We start from the raw sequence: 18,181 nt of genomic DNA, 5'->3' as shown, positions 1-18,181 counted from the left end.
CCGCAAGACCAGCGCCTCCCGCCCTCGTCACCAGCCGAAGCAGGTGGCGACCCCTCCCGTCGCGCTCGAATCCCGGGAGACCACCTTCCCGTCGATGGTGATCCGGCAGCTCACCCCGTCCTTCTGTTGGTTCTGGGCCAGGGCGACGATCTGCACCCGTTCCCGGTTGTCGGCGGTGAGCGTCAGCCGCCACGGTGGCTGCACCCGGTCGAACTGGAGGAACTCGCCGTCGGCGTCGTAGAACTGGATGTTCGCCGCTCCCGTTCCGGTGACCTCGTAGGTCACGGCGAACCGGCCCCGCCCGCCGGACGGGGTGGTGGCGGGGGCCGGCCGGGTGGGCTCCGTGGTTTCCTCGGCGACGCCGCCGTCCGGCTCGCCGAAGCCGGGCCCGCCGAACTCGGGGTCGTCGTACGGCTGCCCGGAGGAGCCCGAGCCGTCGACGAAGCTGCCCAGGACGCCGAAGCCGACGCACCCGCAGACGGCGAGCACCAGGGCGATGACCACGGTCACCACGACGGCCACGACCCGCCCGCCCGCCGAGCGGCGCGGCGCGGCCGGCCCGGGGTACGCGTACGGCGGCGGGTAGCCGGCCGGAGGCCAACCCGGTCCGGGGGCGCCGCCCGGCCAGGGTGGCGCGGGCACGCCGCCCGGGGTGTTCGGGGCGTGCGGCGGAGCACCCGGGTCACCCCAGCCGGCCGGACCCGGCGCTGCTCCCGGCGCCGACCAGCCGGTCGGGCCCGGGGCCGTCCACCCGGTCGGGCCCGGCGCTGCTTCCGGCGCCGACCAGCCGGTCGGGCCCGGGGCCGTCCAGCCGGTCGGGCCCGGGGCTGCCGTCGGGTCCGCGCCCGCCCTGGACGGGGCCGGCGACCCGGTGGGGCCCGGCGCGGGGGATCGGGGCGGCGGGGGCCAGGTGCCCGGCGTTTCGTCCGGGGCGGCAAGCGGCGGCGTTTCCGTGGCGCCCGGCGCGGAGGAGCCGGCCGGGGCCGCCCACGGGTCCGGGGTCCCGGACGTGGGGGCCCACGGCGCCGGCGGCGCCCAGGGCTGCGGGGCGGCGAGCGGGTCCGGCGGGGTCCAGGTGGTGGGTTGCGGAGCCGTCGGGTCGCTCGGGCCGCCGCTGTTCGCCGGTTCGGGGGTGGGGGTCGGCTCGGACATCGGTTCAGCTCGCAGGGGACGGCGCGGACGACCGCGGAGGGGGTGGGGTCGGGGGCGTCGCCCCGACGGGGCCCTCAATGTACGGCCGGGCGACCCGCCCGCGCGTACCCGTGCGCAGGTCGGGTACCCGAATGTCCGCCGTCGATGCCGCGTCCCCGCTTCCCGTGTCCCGGGTTGTCTGCGAGGTTTGTCCGATCCTCGCCATCCGCTCACCGGTTCGCTCAAATTCAGTGATCGTTTACCCGCCTTCCGAGCACGCGCGGTGAGCGAAACTGGGTTAGGCTGCGGACCATGTGTGGAATCGTGGGTTACGCCGGTGCGCGCCCGGCGCTCGGCATCGTGCTGGACGGACTGCGGCGGCTGGAGTACCGCGGCTACGACTCGGCGGGCGTCGCCGTCGTCTGTGACGACGAGCTGCTGATCGAGAAGAAGGCCGGCAAGCTGGCCAACCTGGAGAAGGTTCTCGCGGAGCGCGCCGCCTCCGACCCGGAGTCCTGTGCCGCCAGCCCGATCGGCATCGGCGACGGGACCACCAGCATCGGCCACACCCGGTGGGCCACCCACGGCGGCCCGACCGACCGCAACGCCCACCCGCACCTGTCGCCGGACGGCCGGGTCGCCGTGATCCACAACGGCATCATCGAGAACTTCGCGAAGCTCCGCGCCGAGCTGGAGGCCGACGGCGTCGAGTTCACCAGCGACACCGACACCGAGTGCGCCGCGCACCTGCTCGCCCGCTCGCTGGCCGATCTGCGCTCGGCCGGCGAGGTCGACAGCCCGCAGCTGCTCGCCTCGGCCATGCGGCTGGTCTGCCAGCGGCTGGAGGGCGCCTTCACGCTGCTGGCCGTCGACGCCGGCATCCCGGGCGCGGTGGTCGGCGCCCGGCGCAACTCGCCCCTCGTGGTCGGGCGGGGCGACGGCGAGAACTACCTGGCCAGCGATGTGGCCGCGTTCATCGAGCACACCCGCGACGCGGTCGAGCTGGGCCAGGACCAGATCGTCCTCATCACCCCGGAGAGCATCGAGATCACCGACTTCGCCGGCCAGCCTGCGACCGGCAAGGACTTCCACATCGACTGGGACTCGTCGGCCGCCGAGAAGGGTGGCTACGACTGGTTCATGCTCAAGGAGATCGAGGAGCAGCCGCAGGCCATCGCGGACACGCTGCTGGGCCGGCTCACCGAGAGCGGCGAGATCGCCCTCGACGAGGTCCGCCTCAGCGAGCAGGACCTGCGCGACGTCGACAAGATCTTCATCGTGGCCTGCGGCACCTCCTACCACGCCGGCCTGGTCGCCAAGTACGCCATCGAGCACTGGACCCGGATCCCCTGCGAGGTGGAGCTGGCCAGCGAGTTCCGCTACCGCGACCCGGTGCTGGACCGGTCCACGCTGATCGTGGTGATCTCGCAGTCCGGCGAGACCATGGACACGCTGATGGCGCTGCGCCACGCCAAGGATCAGAAGGCCCGGGTGCTGGCCATCTGCAACACCAACGGCTCCACCATCCCGCGCGAGTCCGACGCGGTGCTGTACACGCACGGCGGCCCGGAGATCGCGGTCGCGTCCACCAAGGCGTTCCTCACCCAGGTCGTCGCGTGTTACCTGATCGGGCTGCACCTCGCCCAGGTGCGCGGGATCAAGTTCGCCGACGAGGTCGGCGCCGTGGTGGCCCAGCTCCAGGAGATGCCCGCCAAGCTGCGCGAGCTGCTGGACCGGATCGAGCCGGTCCGCGAGCTGGGCCGTGAGCTGAAGTCGGAGCCGACCGTGCTGTTCATCGGCCGGCACGTCGGCTACCCGGTGGCCCTCGAGGGCGCGCTGAAGCTCAAGGAGCTGGCGTACATGCATGCCGAGGGCTTCGCCGCCGGCGAGCTGAAGCACGGCCCGATCTCGCTGATCGACAAGGGCACGCCGGTCATCTGCATCGTGCCGTCGCCGGTCGGCCGGGGCATGCTGCACGACAAGGTCGTCTCCAACATCCAGGAGGTGCGCGCCCGCGGCGCCCGCACCATCGTGATCGCGGAGGAGGGCGACGAGGCCGTGGTCCGCTACGCCGACCACCTGATCTACGTGCCGCGCACGCCGACGCTGCTCGCGCCGCTGGTGACCACCGTGCCGCTCCAGGTGCTCGCCGCCGAGATCGCCGCCGCCCGCGGGCACGACGTGGACCAGCCCCGGAACCTGGCCAAGTCGGTCACCGTCGAGTAGTCGACCCGGTCGCGGCCCCTCCGTCCCACGGCGGAGGGGCCGCGCCGTTTCCGCCCTCGTGCGGTCATCGGCCCAGCACGATCCGGGCCATCCCGTCCAGCGCCGGGTTGCCGGGATCCCAGTAGCCGGCGTGCCCGTGCCGCCCGCTGGGAAAGCGCCGGCCGCCGAAGCCGGGTGTGCTCGGATCGGCGCCGAACCAGAGGCGGTCGTCGTGCGGGTCGAGCAGCGCCATCACCGGGCCGAGCGGCGTGCCGGCCAGCACCGCCCGCCGGGCCAGCTCCTCGGGCGGCCGGGCCAGCCGGATCACGTCGTCCGGCGCGGTGGCGGCCCAGACCTGGCCGGGGGGCATCCGCAGCTCGGCGGCATGGTCGACGCCCACGCCCGGAGAGCCGACGAACACCAGCGCGTCGGCGCTCAGCCCGTGGTCCCGGGCCGCGGTGCCGACCACCACCGAGCCGTAGCTGTGCCCGAGCACGGTCTGCCGGGCGGGCAACCCCTCGTGAGAGGCGCGCAGCCCCTCCTGGAACCGGTGCAGGGCCGGCCCGGCGTCCTCGGCCTGCCGGCCACGCGCCGCCTCGGGCAGGAAGTCCGGCGCGTCGTAGTCCAGCCAGAGCACGGCCGCCGCCTCCGTGCCCGGTTCGAGCGCCGCGCACCGGCCCAGCACGCGGGCGGCCCGGCCCAGCTCGCCCGGGGCGTCGGCGAGGTCCGCGGTCATCCCCGGCACGTAGGTCAGCACCGCGCCGGCCCGGTCCGGGTTGCCGAGCGCCACCACCGCCCGTCCGTCCGCGGCCGGGTCCAGCCCCAGCAGGTACGCCCGTGGCGCCCCGGGTGCGGCCAGCCGCTCGCCGAGCCCGTCGAGGCCGCGCAGCGCCGCCTCCACCCCGGCGAGCCGGGCCAGCCGGGCCAGTTCGAGTGGCCCGGCCGGCAGCGGGCGCAGCAGCCCGGCCCGCCGTTCCACGAGCTCTGCCCGTCGCCGGGCCAGCAGCAGGCGGTTGGCCTGGTCGCGGGCGGCCACCGGCACCCCGTCGAGGCGGCCGACCCGCTCCGGCTCGCGGCTGATCAGCCACCGGCGCTCGGCCGGGGTGAGGCCGGCCCACCACCGGCTCACCTCGACCGGCCCCGCGCCGGGCGACGGCCGTAGTCCCGGCGGGACGCTCACCCAGCCGGTCGCCGCCGCCGTCGTCAGGTCGCCCAGCCGGCCGGCCGCCTCCCGGTCCGCCGCGCCGGCCAGCGCCAGCGCGCCCCGGATCCCGGCACTCGCCTGCACCACCGCCGGCCCGACGGCGGCGGCCGGCCGGGGGCGGGCCGGATCGGGCCGGACCGCCCCGGCCCGGTCCACCAGCAGGCCGCCCGCCTCGGCGGCGGCCACGGCGGCACCCAGCCGCGCCCTGGCCGCGCCCACCCGGGCGGCGAACTCGGCGAGCACCTGGTCGACCTCGACGAGCGCGGGCAGCACGTCGGTCAGCGCCGTGCGCAGCTCACCGATCCGCCCCCGGGCGGTGCCCGAGGCCGCACCCGACCAGCCGGGGTGCAGCGCGCCGATCCGGGCGCTCAGCCCGTCGGCCCGGCGCCGGACCGGGCCGGTCAGCCCGCGCCAGGCGGCGCCCGCAGCGGTCCACGCTCCCGGGTCGGCCCGCCACAGCTGCGCGTAGCCGACCGACGGCGCCTCGGCGGCTCGCTCCCGGCGCCCGGCCGGCGGGCGTTCGCGCCCCGCCTGTCGACGCGGAGGGCCACCGGCCGGCGGTGCGGTGCTTCCGGCCGTGGGCCTCGGGGGCCGCGTTGCCGGGACACCGGCCGGCGCTGCGCCATCTCCGCTCGTGGCGCGGTGTGGTCCCGGCACCGGGCCGGCCGCCGGTTGGCCGCCGCGACCGGGGGAGTCGGTCGACGTGCTCATCGGGGGATCCCGGCGAACCGGCGGGCGGCACGCTCGTCCACGGCCTCGTAGCCGTCGGCGGCGGCGCGGACCGCCTCGCCGGTGGCCGCCACCCGGGCGGCGAGCGACCCGCACCAGCGCTGCACGGCCGCCTCCAGGTCGGCCAGCGCCACCCCGGCCCGCCAGCCGTCGGCCGGCACCACCAGCCCCGGCTCGGCGGCCGGCCCCCGCGCCAGGCGGTAGGCGTCGTCGGTCAGCTCCCGGGCCACCCCACGCAACAGCTCCGGCTCGACGTGCAACGGCTCCTCGCCCATCGGTGCCCTCCCTGCGATCCGGCGGACGGACAGCGGGGACGCTACGGCGGGGCGGACGCCCCGCGCCGGCCCTGTGGACGACGGGCGGTGGGGCGTACCCCGGGTTTTCCACAGGCGTTCTCCACGGCCGGTCCGCGGCCCGGCGCGCCGGTAGGGTGAGGTCCGTGATCGTGGCTGTCGGCATCGACGTCGTGCTGGTCGACCGGTTCACCCGGTCCCTGGCGCGCACGCCGTCGCTCGCCGACCGGCTCTTCACCGAGACCGAGCGCCACACCCGCTCCGGCAGCCCGCGCTCGCCGGAGTCGATGGCCGCGCGGTTCGCCGCGAAGGAGGCGGTGGCCAAGGCGCTCGGCGCGCCGGCCGGGCTCAGCTGGCACGACTGCGAGGTCGTGCCCGACGAGGCCGGCCGGCCCTGGCTGAGCGTCACCGGCACGGTTGCCGCCGCGGCGGCCGAGCGCGGGATCAGCCGCTGGCACCTGTCGTTGTCGCACGACGGCGGGATCGCGTCGGCCATGGTGGTCGCGGAAGGGTGAGCCGGCCCGGCGGCCGGTCGGCCGGTCCGGGACGAACGGGACGAACGGACGGGACGGGGTGGCATGAGACCGGTGTGGCGGGTCGCGGACGTACGCGCGGCGGAGGCGGGCCTCATGGCCACCCTGCCGCCCGGGGCGCTCATGCAGCGGGCCGCCGCCGGGCTGGCCCGCCGCTGCGCGCTGCTGCTCGGCGACCGGGGCGGCGTCTACGGCGCCCGGGTGCTGCTGCTGGTCGGGTCCGGCGACAACGGCGGCGACGCCCTCTACGCGGGCGCGCACCTGGCCCGCCGGGGCGCGGCCGTCGCCGCCCTGCTGCTCACCCCGGGCCGGGCGCACGCCGAGGGGCTGGCCGCGCTGCGCGCCGCCGGCGGGCGCGTCGTCGACCGGCCGCCGGCCGTGGTGGACCTGGTGCTGGACGGGATCGTCGGGATCGGCGGCACCGGCGGCCTGCGGGAGACCGCCGACCAGCTCGCCGCGAGCCTGGCCGAGCGCATCGGGCGGGACGGCACGCGCGCCACGGTGGTCGCGGTCGACGTGCCGAGCGGCGTCGCGGTGGACACCGGGAACGTGCCGCTCACCGCCTCGGGCCGGCCCTGCGCCGTCCGGGCCGACGTGACGGTCACCTTCGGCGCGCTGAAGCCGGCCCTGGTGGTCGGCCCGGCCGCGCCGCTCGCCGGGCACATCGAGCTGGTCGACATCGGGCTCGAGCCGTGGCTGCGCGGCACTCCGGCGCTGCGCGTCACCGAGTGGTCCGACCTGGTCGACTGGTGGCCCCGGCTCGGCTCGTCCTCGGAGAAGTACAGCCGGGGCGTGGTCGGGGTGGCGACCGGCTCGGCGACCTATCCGGGCGCGGCCGTGCTGTCGGTCAGCGGCGCGCTGGCCGGCCCCACCGGCATGGTCCGCTACGCGGGCGGCGCGAGGGCCGAGGTCCTGCACCAGCACCCGTCGGTGATCGCCACCGACCGGGTCGCCGCCTCGGGCCGGGTGCAGGCCTGGGTCTGCGGCTCCGGGCTGGGCACCGGCGAGGAGTCCGCCGCCGAACTGCGCGCGGTGCTCGCCGCGCCGGTGCCCGCGGTGCTCGACGCCGACGCGCTCACCCTGCTGGTCGACGGCAAGCTGGCGGACCGGCTGCGCGGGCGCGACGCGCCGATCGTGGTGACGCCGCACGACCGCGAGTACGCCCGGCTGTGCGGCGAGACCCCCGGGACGGACCGGGTGGGGGCGGCGCTGCGGCTGGCCGCCTGGATGAACGCGGTGGTGCTGCTCAAGGGCGACCGCACGATCATCGGCACCCCCGACGGCCGGGCCTACGTCAACCCCACCGGCACGCCCGTGCTGGCCACCGGGGGCACCGGCGACGTGCTGGCCGGGCTGCTCGGCTCGCTGCTCGCCGCCGGGCTGGCCCCGGAGCGGGCGGCCGCCGCGGCCGCGTACCTGCACGGGCTGGCCGGCCGGGAGGCGGCGCGCGGCGGTCCGGTGACCGCGCCCGACGTGGCGACCGCGCTCCGCCCGGTGCTGGCCCGCCTGCCCTGAGCACGACCCCGGCCGGCGCACGACGGCGGCAGGCACACGACCGCGGCCGGCGCCCGCCGGCGGCCGGCGACGGCGGCCCGCGCCCGGCCGACACGGCGGTCCGCACGCGGCCGACGAGGCCGGCCGCGCGGCTCGCGGCCATGGTGATCACCGACGGAAGTAGGCTGAGGGCATGTGGCAGTCGGAGGTGCGCGTCGATCTGGACGCGATCCGGGACAACGTGGCCCGGCTCAAGTCGGGCACCAGCGCCGAGTTGATGGCGGTGGTCAAGGCCGACGGCTACGGCCACGGCATGGTGCCGGCGGCCAACGCGGCGCTCGACGCCGGGGCGGACTGGCTCGGCGTCTGCACCCTCGACGAGGCGCTCCTGCTGCGGCAGCAGGGTGTGACCGCGCCCGTGCTGGCCTGGCTGCTCGATCCGGGGCTGCCGCTGCACGACGGGGTCGCGGTCGGTGTCGACCTGGGCTGCGCCAGCCTCACCCAGCTCGACGAGATGATCGAGGCGGGCCGGCGGGCGGACCGCCCGGCCCGGCTGCACCTCAAGATCGACACCGGGCTGTCCCGCGGCGGGGCCACCGTCGCCGACTGGCCGGCGTTGCTGGAGGCCGCCGCGAAGGCCCAGGCCGACGGCCTGGTCGAGGTGGTCGGCGTGTGGAGCCACTTCGTGTACGCGGACTCGCCCGGCCACCCCACCACCGACCGCCAGCTGGCGGTGTTCCACGAGGGGCTGGAGATGGTGGAGCGGGCCGGGCTGCGCCCCCGCTACCGGCACCTGGCCAACTCGGCCGCCACGCTGACGCGCCCGGACACCCACTTCGACCTGGTCCGCCCCGGTCTGGCCGTCTACGGCCTCTCCCCGATCGAGGGCGAGCAGTTCGGCCTGCGCCCGGCGATGACCGCCCGGGCCCGGGTGATGCTGACCAAGCGGGTCCCGGCGGGCACCGGCGTCTCGTACGGGCACACCTACCTCACCGAGCAGGAGGCGAACCTGGCGGTCGTCCCGCTCGGCTACGCCGACGGGGTGCCCCGGCACGCCTCGAACACGGGCCCGGTGCAGCTCGCCGGGAAGCGGCGGACCATCTCGGGGCGGGTCTGCATGGACCAGTTCGTCGTCGACTGCGGCGAGGACGAGGTGGCCGCCGGCGACGTGGCCACCCTCTTCGGCAGCGGGGCGGACGGCGAGCCCACCGCCGACGACTGGGCCGAGGCGGTCGGCACCATCAACTACGAGATCGTGACCCGGTTCGGCGGCGTCCGGGTGCCGCGGGTCTACGACGGCGAGCGCCCATGAGTCAGCGGTTCCGGATTCCGCGGCCGCGGAGCGCCGCCGGCCGGGCCGCCGGGGTGGTGGGCGCCGCGCTCGGTGTGGCCGCCGCCGGCCTCGCCGCGGGGGTGGTGAGCGAGCGGGTCCTGGTCCGCCGCCTCAAGTCCGACCCCGCCGACCCGTACGCCGACGAGGTGTTCGGCGAGCAGCGGTACGACGCGGCGTACCGGCTGGAGATGCCGGACGGCACGGACATCCACGTGGAGGTGGTCGAGGCGACCCGTCCGGTGGCGGGGCACCCGACCGTGGTGCTGGTGCACGGCTTCTGCCTGGACATGGGGACGTTCCACTTCCAGCGCAAGCTGCTCGCCGAGCGCGGCGACTACCGGGTGGTCGCCTACGACCAGCCCGGGCACGGCCGTTCCGGGAAGCTGGAGAGCGGCGACTACGACCTGGCCGCGCTGGGCCACACCCTGCGCCGCGTGATCGACGAGGTGGCGCCGGAGGGGCCGCTCGTGCTGATCGGCCACTCCATGGGCGGCATGACGATCATGGCGCTGGCCGAGCTGTATCCGGAGCTGTTCGGCGACCGGGTGGTCGGCACGGTGCTGATGGCCACCTCGGGCGGCCTGCTCGCGGAAACCAAGCTGGTGGCGCCCGCGCTGCTCGGCCGGGTCGGCGCGCCGGTGATGTACATGATGAGCAACGCCACGCGCTACGGCGGCACGGTGATCGACAAGGCCCGCAAGTCGACCTCCAACGTGGCCTGGCTGCTCACCCGCAGGTACGGCTTCGGCACCCCGAAGCCCAGCCCGGCCCTGGTGTCCTACGTCGAGACGATGAACTCGCGCACCTCGGCCGACACGGTCACCCGCTACCTGCGCACCCTGGCCACCCACTCGCGGTTCCCGGCGCTGGCCGCGCTGGCCGGCACGCCGGTGCTGGTGATCGTGGGGGACAAGGACATGATCACTCCGGTGACCCACTCCGAGGAGATCGTCCGGCGGCTGCCGCACGCCGAGTTCGTGAAGATCCAGGACAGCGGGCACGTGGTGATGCTGGAGCACGCCGACGAGGTGAACGTGGCGCTGGAGAGGTTCCTGGAGTCGCTGTGAGCGCGAGGAGTGAGCCGGGGTTGCGAGCCCCGCAGTCGCGAGCCGAGATGGCGCTGTGAAGGTCGAGCTCGAGACGATCGACGACACACACGAGTTCGGCCGCCGGCTGGCCGGGGTGCTGCGTGCCGGTGACCTGCTGCTGCTCAGCGGCCCGCTGGGCGCCGGCAAGACGGCGCTGACCCAGGGCATCGGCGCCGGCCTCGGGGTGCGGGGCGACATCACCTCGCCGACGTTCGTGATCGCCCGGGTGCACCGGCCGGATCCGGCCCGGGGCGGCCGGGTGACCCTGGTGCACGCCGACGCGTACCGGCTGGGGGAGTCGGCCGACCCGCGCGCCGAGATCGACGATCTGGACCTGGACGCCTCGGTGGACGAGGCGGTCACCGTGGTCGAGTGGGGCGAGGGGATGGTCGAGCAGCTGGTCGACGCCCATCTGCGGGTGCGCATCGACCGGCGGGACGACGACACCCGGGTGCTCACCCTGGAGCCGGTCGGCGGCGACTGGGCACGGCGGCTGGCCGCCCTCGACTGACCCCGTGTCGTACCCGCTGCCTAGAGTGCCGGGGACCGACCAGACGCGGTGAAAGGTTGCCGATGCCCGACGACGCTCCCACCCTCGACCTGCTGGCGCTCCTGCCGGACACCTGGCGGGCGGCGCTCACCCCGCACCTCGACCCGGCCCGCACCGCGGCGCTGGCCGAGTTCGTCGCCGGGGAGTACGCCACCGGCACGGTCTTCCCGCCGGTCGAGGACCTGTTCTCGGCCTACCGCCTGTGCGGGCCGGCGGACACCCGGGTGCTGATCCTGGGGCAGGACCCCTACCACCGGGCCGGGCAGGCGCACGGGCTGAGCTTCAGCGTGCGCGACGGGGTGACGGTGCCGCCGTCGCTGCGCAACGTCTTCAAGGAGCTGGGCGAGGACCTGGGCGTGCCGAAGCCGGCCGGCGGCAACCTGAGCGGCTGGGCGGCGCAGGGCGTGCTGCTGCTCAACGCGGTGCTGACGGTCCGGCAGGCCACCCCGGGCTCGCACGCCAACCGGGGCTGGGAGGAGTTCACCGACGCCACCATCCGGGCGCTCGACGCGCTCGACCGGCGGGTGGTCTTCCTGCTCTGGGGTGGCTACGCCCGCAAGAAGGCCGCCCTGGTCACCAACCCGAACCACGTGGTGCTGGAGGCGGGCCACCCGAGCCCCATGAACCCGCGCGGCTTCCTGGGCAGCCGCCCGTTCAGCGCGGCCAACAAGGCACTCGCCGACGCCGGCCTGCCCACGATCGACTGGGAGCGCACCGCCGGCTGACCGTCGAGCCGGCGCCGCCGGTCCGGGTCTGCGAGCGCAGCGATGACGGGGGAGGGGCGTCACCGCCGGTAACCGGGGCGGCGACTAGGCTGGCATACCGTGCTCGTACTCGTGGTGGACTCCTCGACGCCCGCGGTGACCGCGGCGCTGGTCGAGGTCTCGGCGGACGGCGTCGCGGCCCGCGCGCAGCGCTGCACGGTCGACGCCCGGGCGCACGGCGAGCTGCTCGCCCCGCAGGTCGACGCGGTGCTGGCCGACGTCGGCGCCCGGCCCGCCGACCTGGCCGCGATCGTCGCCGGGCTCGGTCCCGGGCCGTTCACCGGCCTCCGGGTGGGCCTGGTCACCGCCGCCACGATGGGTCAGGTGCTCGGCATCCCCACGTACGGGGTGTGCTCGCTCGACGGGATCGGCCACCCGGCGGCGGCCGGCGAGCCGGTCCTGGCCGCCAGCGACGCCCGCCGCCGGGAGGTCTACTGGGCCGTGTACGACGGCGCCGGCCAGCGCATCGCCGGCCCGAACGTGGACACCCCGGCGGTCGCCGCGGAGCGGGCCCGGGGTCTGGCCGTCACGGTGGCCGTCGGCGACGGCGCGCACCGGTACGCCGACGTCCTCGGCCTGCCGGTCCGGGAGGAGCCGCGCTACCCGGACGCCCTGGCGCTGGCCCGCCTGGCCGCCGAGCGGATCCGCGCGGGCGCCCCCGGCGAGCCGCTCACCCCGCTCTACCTGCGCCGCCCGGACGCGGTGGCGGCCACCGGCCACAAGCCGGTCCTGCAATGAGCCAGGTCCGACTGGGCCGGTTCCGCTGGTGGCACATCGAGGAGGTGCTGCCCCTGGAGGCGGACCTGTTCGGCGCCGACCGGTGGTCCCCGGCGATGTTCTGGAACGAACTGGCCAACGGCGACCACTATGTGGCCGCCACCGACGACGACGGCACCGTGCTCGGCTACGCCGGGCTCATGGTGGCGCCGCCCGACGAGGCGTGGGTGCAGACCATCGGGGTCCGCCGGGACGCGCAGGGCCGAGGGATCGGCCGGCTGCTGCTGGAGGCGTTGCTCGCCGAGGCGGCCCGGCGCGGGGTGCGCAGCACGCTGCTGGAGGTCGCCGCCGACAACGCCCGCGCCCAGCGGCTCTACGCGATGTACGGCTTCGAGCCGATCGGCGTGCGCCGCGGGTACTACCAATCGAGCAACACCGACGCGCTGGTCATGCAGCGCAACGAGGACTGACGCGCATGGCTGACGAACCACTGATCCTCGGCATCGAGACCTCCTGCGACGAGACCGGGGTGGGCATCGTCCGCGGGCACACCCTGCTCGCCGACGCGCTGGCCTCCAGCGTCGAGGAGCACGCCCGGTTCGGCGGTGTGGTGCCCGAGGTGGCCAGCCGCGCCCACCTGGAGGCCATCGTGCCGACCATGGACCGGGCGCTGCGCGAGGCCGGGGTGACGATCGCCGACATCGACGCGATCGCCGTCACCTCCGGGCCGGGCCTGGCCGGCGCGCTGCTCGTCGGGGTCGCCGCCGCCAAGGGGTACGCGGTGGCCGCCGAGAAGCCGGTGTACGGGGTGAACCACCTCGCCGCGCACGTGGCCGTGGACACCCTGGAGCACGGCCCCCTGCCCGAGCCGGCCATCGCCCTGCTGGTCTCCGGCGGGCACTCCTCGTTGCTGCGCGTCGACGACCTGGCCCGGGAGGTCACCCCGCTCGGCGCGACCATCGACGACGCGGCCGGCGAGGCGTTCGACAAGGTGGCCCGGCTGCTCGGGCTGCCGTTCCCGGGCGGCCCGTTCATCGACCGGGAGGCGCGGGCCGGCGATCCGGCGGCGATCGCCTTCCCGCGCGGGCTGACCGCGCCCAAGGACCTGGCGGGGCACCGCTTCGACTTCTCCTTCTCGGGTCTCAAGACGGCGGTGGCCCGCTGGGTGGAGGCGCGGCAGCGGGCGGGCGAGCCGGTGCCGGTGGCCGACGTGGCCGCGTCCTTCCAGGAGGCGGTCTGCGACGTGCTGGTCGGCAAGGCGCTGGACGCCTGCCGCACCAGCGGCATCGACACGCTGGTGATCGGCGGCGGGGTGGCGGCCAACTCGCGGCTGCGGGCGATGGCGGAGCACCGGGCCGCGAAGCACGGCGTCCGGGTGCGTACGCCCCGGCCGAAGCTCTGCACCGACAACGGCGCGATGGTGGCCGCGCTCGGCTCGCACCTGGTCGCCGCGGGCGTCGCCCCGAGCCGGCTGGACCTGCCGGCCGACTCCGCCATGCCGCTGACCGTGGTCAGCGTCTGAGGCGGGGAGGGGACCGACGTGATCGTCCGGATGTGGGAGGCGAAGGCCGAGCCGTACGGCTTCGCCGACCTGATCACCTGGGTGTGCGAGACCGCGCTGCCCGAGTTCGAGCACGAGCCGCTGCACCTGTCCAGCGAGGTGTTCTCCTCCACCGACCACCGGGTCGTGGTGATCTCGAAGTGGCGGAGCAACCCGCGGGAACTGCCCGAGCCGCCCATGCGGCTGGTCGCCCGGCCGCCGCACAGCTGGGACTTCACCCAGGTCGACCGCTGACCCGGCGGCCCGCCTGACCGGCGGGAAACCCGTTGGCGTCCGCCCCGGCCCGGCACCTAGCGTCGGGTGGTCATGCGTTTCTCACCCGCCGGCGATCCCGGCACCCCCGACGCCCGGTCCGCCACCCGTTACCTGGTCTGGCTCGCCGGTCGGCGTCCGCTGCTCTTCGGCGGCGCCATCGCCCTCGGTGTCACCTGGATGGTGGCGCAGGCGCTGATGCCGGCCGCCATCGGCCGGGCCGTCGACGCCGGCCTGGCCCACCGCGACCCGGACGCCCTGGTCCGCTGGGGCCTCGTCCTGCTCGGGCTGGGCGTCGTCCAGGCCGTGACCGGCATCCTGCGGCACCGCTGCGCGGTGCACAACTGGCTCGGCGCCGCGTACCGGACCGTGCAGGTCACCGTGGACGCCACCAACCGGCTCGGCGCCGCGCTGCCCCGGCGGGTCGCCGCGGGCGAGGTGGTGAGCATCGGTACGGCCGACATCGAGCACATCGGCAGCGCGATCGACATCACGGCCCGGGGCACCGGCGCGGTGGTCGCCATCGCCACGGTGGCGGTGATCCTGCTCACCGCGTCCCTGCCGCTCGGCCTCGTGGTGGTGCTCGGGGTGCCGCTGCTCATGGCGCTGGTGGCGCTGCTCATCCGGCCGCTGCACCGGCAGCAGGCGGCGTACCGGGAGTCGACCGGCGAGCTGACCGCCCGGGCCGGCGACATCGTCTCGGGGCTTCGGGTGCTGCGCGGGGTGGGCGGTGAGCCGGTGCTGGGCGCCCGCTACCGGGAGCAGTCCCAGGCGCTGCGGGCGAACGGCCTGCGGGTGGCCCGGGTCGAGTCGCTCATCCAGGCCGCGCAGATCCTGCTGCCCGGCGTCTTCGTGGTGCTGGTGACCTGGCTCGGGGCCCGGTTCGCGCTGCGCGGCGAGATCAGCGCGGGTCAGCTCGTCTCGTTCTACGGCTACACGGCGTTCCTGGTCAGCCCGCTGCGCAACCTCACCGAGGCGGCCGACAAGCTGACCCGGGGGCACGTCGCGGCCCGCCGCGTGGTGCGGCTGCTCCGCCTGGCCCCGGAGTTCACCGACCCGGCCCGCCCGGTGGCGGTGCCCGAGGGGCCGGGCGAGCTGGTGGACGTGCGCTCGGGGCTGGTGCTGCGGCCGGGCCGGCTCACCGCGCTGGCCGCCACCGCCCCGGAGGACGCCGCCGAGATCGCCGACCGCCTCGGCCGGTACGCCGACGGGGACGTGACGCTGCACGGCGTACCGCTGCGGGACGTGGCGCTGGCGACGGTGCGCGAGCGGATCCTGGTGGCCGACAACGACGCGCAGCTGTTCAGCGGCACCCTCCGCACGGAGCTGGACCCGCACGACCGGGGTGACCGCCGGGCGGTCGAGGCGGCGCTGGTGGCGGCGAGCGCCACGGACATCGTCGAGGCGCTGCCCGGCGGCCTGGACGGCCCGGTCGCCGAGCGCGGCCGGGAGTTCTCCGGCGGTCAGCGGCAGCGGCTGCGGCTGGCCCGGGCGCTGGTCGCCGACCCGGAGGCGCTGATCCTGGTCGAGCCGACCAGCGCGGTGGACGCGCACACCGAGGCGCGCATCGCCGACCGGCTGGCCGCCGCGCGGCGCGGCCGGACGACGCTGGTGTGCACCACCAGCCCGCTGGTGCTCGGCCGCGCCGAGCACGTGGTCTTCGTGGAGGACGGCAAGGTCGTCGCCGAGGGCCGCCACGACGAGTTGCTGGCCGCCGAGCCCCGGTACCGGGCCACGGTGAGCCGGGAGGAGGACCGGTGAGCAACGCCCTGCCCGTCGCCGACGCGCGGCAGGTCCGCCGGTACGCGCGGGAGCTGTTCCGCCGGCACCCGCGCGGCCTGGCCGCCGCGCTCGGCCTGCACGCGCTCGCCGCGGCCGCCGGCCTGGTCGCGCCCCGGCTCCTCGGCGACCTCGTGGAGGGGATCTCGCGCGGCGTCGGCGCCGTGACGGTCGACCGGATCGCCCTGGCCATCGCGGGCTTCGTGGTCGCCCAGTCGGTGCTGGTCCGCTTCGCCCACCTGGCGTCGGCCCGGCTCGGCGAGCGGGTCCTCGCCGAGCTGCGCGAGGAGTTCGTCGACCGGGTGCTGGCCCTGCCGCTGTCCACGGTGGAGCGGGCCGGCACCGGCGACCTGCTCACCCGCACGTCCCGGGACGTCGCCGCGCTGTCCCGGACGGTCCGGTTCGCCGCACCGGAGACGCTGATCGCGGCGGTCACCGTGCTGCTGATCCTCGGCGCCGTGGCGCTGACCGGGCCGCTGCTGGTGGTGCCCTGCCTGCTCGCGGTTCCGCTGCTGGTCGCCGGCACGCGCTGGTACCTGCGCCGGGCGCCGGCCGGCTACCTGCGGGAGAACGCCGCGTACTCCGACATCACCGACGGGATCAGCGAGACGGTCGAGGGGGCCCGGACCACGGAGGCGCTGCGCCAGCAGGCCCGCCGCCGGGCCCGCACCGACGCCGACATCCGCCGGTCGTACGCGGCCGAGTACTACACGCTGAACCTGCGGACGGTCTTCTTCCCGGTCGCCGAGATCGGCTACCTGCTGCCGGTGGCCGGCACGCTGCTGCTCGGCGGCTGGTTCTACCTGGAGGGCTGGGTCAGCCTCGGGCAGGTCACCGCGGCCACCCTCTACGCCCAGCAACTGGTGGACCCGGTCGACCGGCTGCTCTCCTGGCTGGACGAGTTCCAGGTCGGCGGTGCCTCGCTGGCCCGGCTGCTCGGCGTGGCCGAGCCGGCGGGAACGGCCGACCGGCCGACCGGTGCCGCCGACGCGTCGCCCGACCGGCCGGTCACCGACGGCGGGCGGCTCGCGGCCCACGACGTCCGGTACGCGTACCGCGCCGGACACGACGTGCTGCACGGGGTGACCCTGGTGCCGCGGCCGGGGGAGAAGCTGGCCATGGTCGGCCCGTCCGGCGCGGGGAAGTCCACCCTGGGCCGGCTGCTGGCCGGGGTGCACCCGCCGCGCGCCGGCACGGTGACCGTGGACGGCCGGCCGCTCTCCGGGCTGCCCCTGGCCGAGCTGCGCACGCATGTGGCGCTGGTCAGCCAGGAGCACCACGTCTTCATCGGCACCCTCGCCGACAACGTGTCGATGGTCCGCCCGGCCGCCGGGCCCGCCGAGGTGCGCGCGGCGCTCGCCGCGGTCGACGCGCTCGACTGGGCGCAGGCGCTGCCGGACGGGCTGGACACCCGGGTCGGGGCCGGCGGGCACCCCCTCTCGCCGGCCCAGGCGCAGCAGCTCGCGCTGGCCCGGTTGGTGCTCGCCGACCCGCACACCCTGGTGCTGGACGAGGCCACCTCGCTGATCGACCCGCGGGCGGCCCGGGCGCTGGAACGCTCGCTGGCCGCGGTGCTCCAGGGCCGGACCGTCATCGCCATCGCGCACCGCCTCTTCTCCGCGCACGACGCGGACCGGGTGGCGGTGGTCGAGGACGGCCGGATCACCGAGCTGGGCCCGCACGACGAACTGGTCGCCGCCGACGGCTCGTATGCCGCCCTCTGGCGGTCCTGGCACGGCTGAACGAAGGGCCCCCACCGGAACGCCGGTGGGGGCCCCGCGCGAACGGCGTCGTCAGGTGCGGCGCAGCAGCCGCCAGGTCGCGTACCCGCCGGTGGCCAGGGCGAGCAGGAAGACGGCCCAGACGAGGGTCGTGCTGATCTGGGTCCCGCCGGTGCTGCCGACGTTGGCGCCGGCGGCGGCGATCAGCGAGTCGCTCTGCGCCGGGGGCATCGCGGGAGGCGGGAGCTGCTGCCAGCGGACCAGCCCGGTGCTCTCCAGCATCAGCATGTGGTTGGTGACGAAGGTGTTCGTCTGGTCGGCGAGCTTGCGCACGATCGGGTCGCGGGTGCTGGCCCGGACCGCGCCGATCACCGGGAAGATGTTGCCGTGCGCGACCCGCAGCCGGGTCACGAAGATCTGGTCGAACTGGGCGCCGGTGGCGTTCTGCATCTCGGTCAGCCAGCCCTGCTGCTGGGTGGTCGGTGTGGTCGGCAGGGTGGCGCCCAGCTTGTTCGCCGCCTCGACCACGAGCTGGTCCAGGATGCCGTGCTGTCGCGCGATCTCCGCGCCGATCTCCCGTACCCGCTTCGACTGGCCCTTCTCGGCGGCCATCTGCCCGGCCGGCATCTCCCAGAGCCCGGCCAGCCGTACGCCGTTGAGCAGCGTCATGTCGGCGGCGTTGAGCTGCACGACGGGGTTGGGCGCGGCCAGTGCCGCGCCGGGAAGGACGCCGATCCCCGCGGCGAGCGCGACGAGCAGCAGGATCACCCGGTGCGCCAGCCGGCGGCGTACGGATTCCAGCGGTGCCATGGTTGCGGTGCCTCCTC

At 76.1% G+C, this 18,181-nt stretch carries 17 protein-coding genes; 13 read left to right on the top strand and 4 right to left on the bottom strand.

What is annotated here, in order from left to right; all coding sequences use genetic code 11:
* Positions 1 to 27: 27 nt before the first annotated feature.
* Positions 28 to 1,152, bottom strand: coding sequence for an MmpS family transport accessory protein (locus GCE86_RS32405; RefSeq protein WP_154228678.1), 1,125 nt, complete (start codon positions 1,150 to 1,152; stop codon positions 28 to 30).
* A gap of 291 nt (positions 1,153 to 1,443) precedes the next feature.
* Between GCE86_RS32405 and glmS the strand changes: the two genes are divergently transcribed.
* Entirely contained in the window at positions 1,444 to 3,357 is a 1,914-nt protein-coding gene (gene glmS / locus GCE86_RS21795; protein WP_154228677.1) for a glutamine--fructose-6-phosphate transaminase (isomerizing), read from the top strand.
* A gap of 64 nt (positions 3,358 to 3,421) precedes the next feature.
* Here glmS and GCE86_RS21790 read toward each other — a convergent pair whose 3' ends face one another.
* Complete coding sequence (locus tag GCE86_RS21790) at positions 3,422 to 5,251, bottom strand: alpha/beta hydrolase (protein WP_239543302.1); 1,830 nt, start codon at positions 5,249 to 5,251, stop codon at positions 3,422 to 3,424.
* Positions 5,248 to 5,544: a type VII secretion target gene (locus GCE86_RS21785; RefSeq protein WP_154228676.1), complete on the bottom strand. Its 297-nt coding sequence runs from the start codon at positions 5,542 to 5,544 to the stop codon at positions 5,248 to 5,250. Before GCE86_RS21785 ends, GCE86_RS21790 begins: the two co-directional genes overlap by 4 nt.
* 164 nt (positions 5,545 to 5,708) lie before the next feature.
* On the opposite strand from GCE86_RS21785, the gene GCE86_RS21780 reads away from it, so the two are divergent.
* The 12 genes from GCE86_RS21780 to GCE86_RS21725 all read left to right on the top strand — a co-directional run bounded on the left by GCE86_RS21780 (position 5,709) and on the right by GCE86_RS21725 (position 17,375).
* Positions 5,709 to 6,077, top strand: a complete 369-nt coding sequence (locus GCE86_RS21780; RefSeq protein ID WP_154228675.1) for a holo-ACP synthase — start codon at positions 5,709 to 5,711, stop codon at positions 6,075 to 6,077.
* Between the two features lie 63 nt (positions 6,078 to 6,140).
* Positions 6,141 to 7,610: an NAD(P)H-hydrate dehydratase gene (locus GCE86_RS21775; RefSeq protein WP_154228674.1), complete on the top strand. Its 1,470-nt coding sequence runs from the start codon at positions 6,141 to 6,143 to the stop codon at positions 7,608 to 7,610.
* Positions 7,611 to 7,782: 172 nt separating this feature from the next.
* Entirely contained in the window at positions 7,783 to 8,901 is a 1,119-nt protein-coding gene (gene alr / locus GCE86_RS21770) for an alanine racemase (protein WP_154228673.1), read from the top strand.
* Positions 8,898 to 9,989, top strand: a complete 1,092-nt coding sequence (locus GCE86_RS21765) for an alpha/beta fold hydrolase (RefSeq protein WP_154228672.1) — start codon at positions 8,898 to 8,900, stop codon at positions 9,987 to 9,989. The genes alr and GCE86_RS21765 overlap by 4 nt, the downstream gene beginning before the upstream one ends.
* Before the next feature lie 55 nt (positions 9,990 to 10,044).
* A complete protein-coding gene (gene tsaE / locus GCE86_RS21760) occupies positions 10,045 to 10,521 on the top strand; it encodes a tRNA (adenosine(37)-N6)-threonylcarbamoyltransferase complex ATPase subunit type 1 TsaE (protein ID WP_154228671.1) in 477 nt (158 codons plus the stop codon).
* A gap of 62 nt (positions 10,522 to 10,583) precedes the next feature.
* Positions 10,584 to 11,285 carry a uracil-DNA glycosylase gene (gene ung, locus GCE86_RS21755; RefSeq protein ID WP_154228670.1) on the top strand — a complete coding sequence of 234 codons (702 nt, stop codon included), beginning with the start codon at positions 10,584 to 10,586 and terminating at the stop codon, positions 11,283 to 11,285.
* A gap of 99 nt (positions 11,286 to 11,384) precedes the next feature.
* Positions 11,385 to 12,062: a tRNA (adenosine(37)-N6)-threonylcarbamoyltransferase complex dimerization subunit type 1 TsaB gene (gene tsaB / locus GCE86_RS21750; protein WP_154228669.1), complete on the top strand. Its 678-nt coding sequence runs from the start codon at positions 11,385 to 11,387 to the stop codon at positions 12,060 to 12,062.
* Positions 12,059 to 12,511 carry a ribosomal protein S18-alanine N-acetyltransferase gene (gene rimI, locus GCE86_RS21745; protein ID WP_154228668.1) on the top strand — a complete coding sequence of 151 codons (453 nt, stop codon included), beginning with the start codon at positions 12,059 to 12,061 and terminating at the stop codon, positions 12,509 to 12,511. The genes tsaB and rimI overlap by 4 nt, the downstream gene beginning before the upstream one ends.
* Before the next feature lie 5 nt (positions 12,512 to 12,516).
* Positions 12,517 to 13,563, top strand: a complete 1,047-nt coding sequence (gene tsaD, locus GCE86_RS21740) for a tRNA (adenosine(37)-N6)-threonylcarbamoyltransferase complex transferase subunit TsaD (protein ID WP_091262673.1) — start codon at positions 12,517 to 12,519, stop codon at positions 13,561 to 13,563.
* An 18-nt stretch (positions 13,564 to 13,581) separates the two neighbouring features.
* Positions 13,582 to 13,836 carry a hypothetical protein gene (locus GCE86_RS21735; RefSeq protein WP_091262671.1) on the top strand — a complete coding sequence of 85 codons (255 nt, stop codon included), beginning with the start codon at positions 13,582 to 13,584 and terminating at the stop codon, positions 13,834 to 13,836.
* A gap of 72 nt (positions 13,837 to 13,908) precedes the next feature.
* Positions 13,909 to 15,615 (top strand): ABC transporter ATP-binding protein, encoded by a 1,707-nt coding sequence (locus GCE86_RS21730; protein WP_154228667.1) that lies wholly within the window; start codon positions 13,909 to 13,911, stop codon positions 15,613 to 15,615.
* Positions 15,612 to 17,375, top strand: a complete 1,764-nt coding sequence (locus GCE86_RS21725; protein ID WP_154228666.1) for an ABC transporter ATP-binding protein — start codon at positions 15,612 to 15,614, stop codon at positions 17,373 to 17,375. Before GCE86_RS21730 ends, GCE86_RS21725 begins: the two co-directional genes overlap by 4 nt.
* Positions 17,376 to 17,426: 51 nt before the next feature.
* On the opposite strand, the gene GCE86_RS21720 is transcribed toward GCE86_RS21725, so the two are convergent.
* Positions 17,427 to 18,164, bottom strand: a complete 738-nt coding sequence (locus tag GCE86_RS21720; protein WP_154228665.1) for a DUF4142 domain-containing protein — start codon at positions 18,162 to 18,164, stop codon at positions 17,427 to 17,429.
* Positions 18,165 to 18,181 lie beyond the last annotated feature (17 nt).

The organism is Micromonospora terminaliae, assembly GCF_009671205.1.
GTDB classification, from domain to species: domain Bacteria; phylum Actinomycetota; class Actinomycetes; order Mycobacteriales; family Micromonosporaceae; genus Micromonospora; species Micromonospora terminaliae.
Note: the sequence above shows the minus strand (reverse complement) of the source record. Positions and strands in the feature narration are given on the sequence as shown.

What these genes read in the sequence shown, in the direction of transcription:
- GCE86_RS32405 (WP_154228678.1), bottom strand. Translation starts at nt 1,152, where the DNA reads ATGTCCGAGCCGACCCCCACCCCCGAACCGGCGAACAGCGGCGGCCCG.
- glmS (WP_154228677.1), top strand. Translation starts at nt 1,444, where the DNA reads ATGTGTGGAATCGTGGGTTACGCCGGTGCGCGCCCGGCGCTCGGCATC.
- GCE86_RS21790 (WP_239543302.1), bottom strand. Translation starts at nt 5,251, where the DNA reads ATGAGCACGTCGACCGACTCCCCCGGTCGCGGCGGCCAACCGGCGGCC.
- GCE86_RS21785 (WP_154228676.1), bottom strand. Translation starts at nt 5,544, where the DNA reads ATGGGCGAGGAGCCGTTGCACGTCGAGCCGGAGCTGTTGCGTGGGGTG.
- GCE86_RS21775 (WP_154228674.1), top strand. Translation starts at nt 6,141, where the DNA reads ATGAGACCGGTGTGGCGGGTCGCGGACGTACGCGCGGCGGAGGCGGGC.
- alr (WP_154228673.1), top strand. Translation starts at nt 7,783, where the DNA reads ATGTGGCAGTCGGAGGTGCGCGTCGATCTGGACGCGATCCGGGACAAC.
- GCE86_RS21765 (WP_154228672.1), top strand. Translation starts at nt 8,898, where the DNA reads ATGAGTCAGCGGTTCCGGATTCCGCGGCCGCGGAGCGCCGCCGGCCGG.
- ung (WP_154228670.1), top strand. Translation starts at nt 10,584, where the DNA reads ATGCCCGACGACGCTCCCACCCTCGACCTGCTGGCGCTCCTGCCGGAC.
- rimI (WP_154228668.1), top strand. Translation starts at nt 12,059, where the DNA reads ATGAGCCAGGTCCGACTGGGCCGGTTCCGCTGGTGGCACATCGAGGAG.
- tsaD (WP_091262673.1), top strand. Translation starts at nt 12,517, where the DNA reads ATGGCTGACGAACCACTGATCCTCGGCATCGAGACCTCCTGCGACGAG.
- GCE86_RS21730 (WP_154228667.1), top strand. Translation starts at nt 13,909, where the DNA reads ATGCGTTTCTCACCCGCCGGCGATCCCGGCACCCCCGACGCCCGGTCC.
- GCE86_RS21720 (WP_154228665.1), bottom strand. Translation starts at nt 18,164, where the DNA reads ATGGCACCGCTGGAATCCGTACGCCGCCGGCTGGCGCACCGGGTGATC.